The following is a 6,069-nucleotide window of genomic DNA, read 5'->3' on the forward strand; positions in this document are numbered from 1 at the left end:
GGGTCGCCTAGTGCGTCAGCGCCGGCGACGCCGCCCGCTGCGCCTCGCGTCGCTGGAACTCGCGCGGCGACACGCCGTACTGCGCCTTGAACACGCGGCAGAAATGCGCGCTGCTGTTGAAGCCCCAGGCGAAGGCGATCTCCGACACCGAGGCGCGGCCGCCCGCGGCCTGGCGCAGCGCCTCGCTGCAGCGCTCCAGGCGCATCTGCCAGATGAAGCGGTCGAGCGTCTGGTCTTCGTCCTCGAACACGCGGTGCAGGTAGCGCTTGGAGCAGCGCAGTTGCTGCGCGATGAGGTCGAGCGACAGGGCCGGGTCGGCCAGGTGCGCATGCACGAACTGCTTCACACGCGCCTTCAGCACGCCCGGCAGCGGCTGCGCGCCGAACTGCTCGTCGGCGTGCGTGGCGAGCGTGGAGGCCAGCAGGCCCAGCACGGTGTCGCTGACCGAGCGGCCGACGGCGTTGGGCAGCGACGGCAGCTGGTCGGCCAGCGAGGTGAGGAACGAACCGAGCACCGCGTACAGCCCCTGCATGGCCGGCGTGTGGGCCTCGCAGGTGTGCAGGTCGGGCATCTTCATGCCCTTGAACTGCTGGCGCGGGATCGTGATGGCCAGCAGGCGCGAGCGCTCGGGGTTGGTGATGGCGTAGGGCACGCGCGGGTCGTACAGGCTCCAGTCGCCCGGGTGCAGGTGGAACTCGCGGTCGCGCTGCGAGATGTGGCCGTGGCCTTCCAGCTGCAGCACCAGCTTGTAGTGCTCGTCGAGCGCGATCTCGCGGTGCGTGTCGGGCCGCGCCACGCGGTGCGAGGGCGCCTCGATCATGAACATGCCCAGGGGGCCGAGCTCGTAGGCGTCCATGCGCGCGTCGAACGGGCCGGGATCGAGGCACTGCACGCGCAGCGCGCCGAAGTACGACTCGTTGATGCGGCCCCAGCAGGCCTGCCGGTCGGCCGGGTGTTCGAGCCGGGTGCTGAAGTGGTGTGCGTTCATGCCGTGGTTCCCTGGGGGCGCCGGAAGCGCTGGTGCAGGATAGGCAGGTCGGCGCGCGCCATCATCGGTACTTCCACCCGGGGCGGCGGGGGCGGTGCGCTCCCGGTCAATGGCCGGTGCGCGCTGGGTCAATGCCCGCGGTTCACACCTTCTCAGACGACGGGCACGCGGCCCGCGTCGGCCGGGTCGACGTTGCGGCGGTACAGCATGAGCGTCGCGATCAGCCCGCAGGCCGCGGCGGCCGTCATCCACAGGCCGGGCGCGCCCTTGTCGCCGGTCATTTCGATCAGCCCCGTGGCAATCGCCGGCGTGAAGCCGCCGAACAGGGCGGTGGCGAGGCTGTAGGCCAGCGAAAAGCCCGCGGTGCGCACGCTGACCGGCATCACCTCGGTGAGCGCCACCACCATTGCGCCGTTGTAGCTGGCGTACAGGAACGACAGCCACAGCTCCACCTCGAGCATGCGCGCGAAGCTCGGTGCGCCGACCAGCCACTTGAGCGACGGATAGGCCGTGAGGATGGTCAGCACGGTGAACAGCACGAGCAGCGGCTTGCGCCCCACGCGGTCCGACAGCGAACCCATGACCGGCAGCCAGAAGAAGTTGGAAATGGCCACGCACAGCGTGACGATGAGCGCGTCGGTGGTGCTCAGGTGCAGCACGGCCTTGCCGAAGGTGGGCGTGTAGACGGTGATCAGGTAGAACGACACGGTGGTCATCGACACCAGCATCATCCCGGCGACCACGAGGCCCCAGTTGGCGACCATCGAGCGGAAGATCTCGCGCGCGTCGGGGCGGTGCTTGCGCGCCATGAACTCCTCGGTCTCCTGCAGCGAGCGGCGGATGATGAACAGCACCGGCACGATCAGGCAGCCGACGAAGAACGGAATGCGCCAGTAGAAGTCGCCGATCTCCTGCGGCGTGAAGGTCACGTTGAGCCAGTAGCCGAGCGCGGCGGCGACGACGATGGCCACCTGCTGGCTGGCCGACTGCCAGCTCACGTAGAAGCCCTTGCGCCCCGGCGTGGCCATTTCCGACAGGTACACCGACACGCCGCCCAGCTCCACGCCGGCCGAGAAGCCCTGCAGCAGCCGTCCGACCAGCACCAGCAGCGGCGCGATGACGCCGATGGTCGCGTAGCTCGGCACGCAGGCGATGAGCAGCGTGCCGACGGCCATCAGCGCGAGCGTGACGATCAGCCCCTGGCGGCGGCCCACGCGGTCGACGTACGCGCCGAGAAAGATCGCGCCCAGCGGCCGCATCAGGAAGCCCGCGCCGAAGGTCATGAAGGTCAGCATCAGCGACGCGAACTCGTTGCCCGCGGGGAAGAAGGCCTTCGAGATCTGCGTGGCGTAGAAGCCGAACAGGAAGAAGTCGAACATCTCCATGAAGTTGCCGCCGGTCACGCGCAGGACGGTGGCGAATTTCGAGGAGGAATGCGCGTTGGCAGGCGCGGAAGTCATGGTGTGTCCCCTGGGGCGGTGTTGTGGGCCCAAGGGTAGGTCGGGGTTCCCGACCGGGACCTGACGGGGGGAGTCAGGTAGCTGTCAATGCGACTGTTGTGGTCAGCCTGCTGGGGGGGCGGCGCGCACGGAGCGTCTGGGTTGCCGCTCAGTCGACCAGCAGATACCAGATGACAGACCCGGTGTCTGTGCTTGTGGGCCCCGGCATCGATTGGCCGCGCTCGATGTGTTCGATGCGGTTGTTCAGGCGAGGGGCTTGCCAATTGCCAGTCTGCGGGCACGTTTCCCCAGCATGGGCACTTCGTGGCGAGGCGGAAGGCGCCGGCGTGGAGCTGCCTTGCGGTCTCGGGGGCTCGCCATGAACGAGTCCACCCCAGTCACTGTCGGAGTCGAAGCGCCGCAACCAGCGGGCCGATGATTCGGGCGTGAAGATATCGTCGCGAGGGACGTTGGGCGGGTAGCTCACCATCCAGAGCCGCTGCAGGCGTGCGGGCTTCAAAGCTTCGGCCAAAGCGCGTAGATGCGCGGGAACCCCTTCTTCGACAGGGTACAGCGCAGGCGCGTCGCCGGCTTCGATCCAAAGACCATCGCCGTTCATGCAAGGGCGCGTGTGAATGCCGGGAACGTTCTGCAGTTTGAGGTGCAAGGCAGCAATGCCGCCCAGCAAGCGCGCGTAGTCGCCGCAAACCAGAACGCCGTAACCGGGCGTACGCATGCCGCATTCGAGGTTCATGCCGTTAGGTCGATTGGAGCGGGAGAAAAAGGGCTTGTCGACATCGAGGCCGAGAAACCGGTTGGCCAGAGAAAACTCAGCCGGTTGTTGAAAGGGATACCGTTCTAGCACAGGTGGGAGGCCGATCCCCAACCCCATATAGGCTTGAACAGGCTTGAGTCGATCGAGTGCGCTCAGCCACCAAGTGCGGAGCTCATCCTGGCGCGACTGCCAGAAGCTTTGTGGGAAGTTGAGTGTCAAGTAGTCAAGTCCGATGACTGTTTCGGCGAATTTGATTTCGCGGCCGATGATGGGTTTGTCGACGCATGGACGAAACACGGGCTTAGCCAGCTGTGCGTGACGAAACTGCGCGATGGTCAGAAGCAAGAAGCGCGATGAGCTTTCCCTTGTCGGGGCATCGAATCCCTCCAGGGATGCAATGTCATCAGAGTTCGTTTGAAAGTGCGCTTCAATAGATCCTTGCGAGTGTGGTTGGCGTGCGATTGAACCTGACTTGAAGGCCATGTATCTCAATAGGGCGTGCCCCGTGAGCTGCTGGAATTCGCGATGCAGTTCTGGAATGACCTTCACCAACCGGTGGACGTCGTCCATGGTCAGTACATAGAAGTACGCTGTGGCCTGCATGCCAAGGTGCCATGTCGCTGGCTCTTGCATTGCGCTGAAGGGGCTTGAAGGCAGGGCGGTTGCGGCGGCTTCAGAATCGTTGCGAAGGGCTTCGATCCAGCTTTCAAGATCTGGGGCGGGCAGCTGCATGGTTGGCTTCGTGAGTGTGGGTGGGAACTCGGGGAATCAATGCGCAGGGACTGGACGTGGTCCCTGGCCCGGCAGACGGCCTCCCTTACGACCTCTGCTAAGCAGTAGCATCAGGATTGCCATGAGGACCTTCACCCAGTCCGGTTGTTTCGCCTCTTCGGGTTCGCCGGCTTGGCAGTCCGCTGGGAAATAGAGGACGTAGAAGCGTTCTTTCCCGAACATGTTGGTGTAGTTTTGGCCTTGATCGAACCCCACTGAATCCTCCCCGAACTTCATGTCGACCACATGTGTCACGTTCGCCTCGTCTGGTGCCTGATGACGCTGCCTAACAACGACGACATCTGGTGAAATGCTCCCCTTCGGTTTGCGCCAGTAGCAGTTTCCCTTCCGTTCCGGTCGTTGGGCCGGGCTGCCCATATAGGCTTTGCCGCTTGCGTCGTAGTTGGCTTCCGACTTGAAGTGGGCCTTCCAGTGACCGACCTGGTAGTCGCAGGCGTCGAGCAAGGTTGCGAATGTGCGCTGCATGTCTTCGCGAACCTTCGGCTTGTCGTCTCCGCCGGCGTAGAGGATCGATTCCTCCCCAGGAAGCGCCTCGTAGCGACGTGCGTCACCGCGCACCGGGAATGCCAGGGCGAAGGCGCCGAGGGCACAGTACAGCGGCCGGAATGGCAGCGGCCTTCCCCAACTGCTATGGGGCTTGCTTGTGTTTTGCATGCTCGCGCTCTGGTGCGGTGCGATGTTGTCTGTGAACTCGGGCCGGGTACGCATGACCACGCGGTCGATGCTGTACCAACCGGCGTACTGCAGCAATTGGGTGAGCAGGTCGATGGCCCTGCGCAAGCCCGTCTCGTGCGCTTTCAGGTCTGGGTAGATTTGAAGACTCGATTCGAGATCTTGCGCGAGCAGTTCGCTGACCGGCTGGCTGGGCGCTTGGGCTGCGCACAGTATCTTGCTCAGGCGATAGACCAGAACGCTCATTGACCACCGCAGGCTGTCGATGCCCCCGGGACCCAAATCGTTCAATGTCTCTAGTGCCTTGGCGATATGCCTGTCGTAGGGGAGGATGGGGATGGGATTGGTTGTCATGGGGTGATGCAGGCGAAGCGGCCGCGCTCAGATCAAGGTGCCGCGAGACAGGTCGTCCATGTCCACCGGGAATTCGGCAACCCAGGCCTTCACCAGCCTCATGCCCGATGTCTGCACCAGGTGTGCCCATCCGTCCAGATCGGTGATGCCGGTGTGAACGGTGCCGTCTTCCTCCCGTAGTTCGTAGCGATGCTGCGCGAGCTGTTGACCCGTGTGGCGATCCGCAAATTGGTACTTGACGCTGTAGTCAGATGGCTGCACGGGGAACTCTGGCAGTACAGGTGCCTTGCTCATGGGCCCGACCTGCGCATGCAGCGCCGCATGCTCCTGCCAGGTGCCGGCCGTGCCGTGCTTGATGCCGCTCTCGCTCCACTCCGAGTAGCTGCCCCCGCCGATGATCACGACCTTCTTCTTGGCGGTGATGTGTAGCTCGCCCTCCACGCTCTTGATGACCACGTCCTTGTGCGCAACCAGAATCAGCTCGTCGCGATGCGCCTGGATTTCTATCGGGTCTTCGCTCGCGATGAGTTTGATGCCCTTCTTGTGCGTGAACGCGCGGATGCCCTCGGCTGCGCTGGCCAGCCATCGCTTGGCGGTGCTGATGGAGGTGTGTCCCTGGCTTGTGAAGGCCGCGTGCTCTCCGGTGTGCAGGTGGAGGCTGCCCGGCGTGCTGGCCTCGATGCCCGCAGGGCTGGCGAGCACGAGGTGTGGTTTGTTCAGTTCAGGGAAGCGGCCATCCTCGCCCTGTCCCTCCTTACCCTGGATGGCGTCGTTCTGCGCCTTCAAGGCCTTCTGCACGGTGTCTTGATCGGAGCCTTGCTCTTGCGCCTTGTGCACCTGCGCTGCTTCGGCCAGCGCGTCGTGCTGATCCTGCGCTGCTTTTAGTCGCTGAGTGGTCTCGCCCATGTCCTTGGCATGGTTCGCAGCATTGCCCCTTGCTTCGGTGGTGATGAGCATGCCGTCCTGCGCCCGGAGCACGCCATGAGCATCCGTCCTCAACTCGAAGCCCTCACCCCTGGGGTCCTTTCTGCCCGCGTTGTCCTCGATGC

Annotated in this window: 5 protein-coding genes; all 5 read right to left on the minus strand. The window is 64.4% G+C overall.

Going from position 1 to position 6,069, the window contains the following annotated elements; translation table 11 throughout:
* Positions 1-7: 7 nt before the first annotated feature.
* Positions 8-988 (minus strand): AraC-like ligand-binding domain-containing protein, encoded by a 981-nt coding sequence (locus tag AC1RGU_RS30925; protein WP_095949470.1) that lies wholly within the window; start codon positions 986-988, stop codon positions 8-10.
* A gap of 152 nt (positions 989-1,140) precedes the next feature.
* Entirely contained in the window at positions 1,141-2,448 is a 1,308-nt protein-coding gene (locus AC1RGU_RS30930; RefSeq protein ID WP_095743482.1) for an MFS transporter, read from the minus strand.
* Between the two features lie 148 nt (positions 2,449-2,596).
* Complete coding sequence (locus tag AC1RGU_RS30935; RefSeq protein ID WP_492700313.1) at positions 2,597-3,934, minus strand: type VI immunity family protein; 1,338 nt, start codon at positions 3,932-3,934, stop codon at positions 2,597-2,599.
* A gap of 36 nt (positions 3,935-3,970) precedes the next feature.
* Entirely contained in the window at positions 3,971-5,020 is a 1,050-nt protein-coding gene (locus AC1RGU_RS30940; RefSeq protein WP_492700315.1) for a hypothetical protein, read from the minus strand.
* Between the two features lie 27 nt (positions 5,021-5,047).
* Positions 5,048-6,069 (minus strand): DUF2345 domain-containing protein (locus AC1RGU_RS30945; RefSeq protein ID WP_492739401.1); only part of this gene is annotated, 1,022 nt, incomplete at its 5' end.

Source organism: Variovorax sp. GW823-FHT02B07, assembly GCF_058797695.1.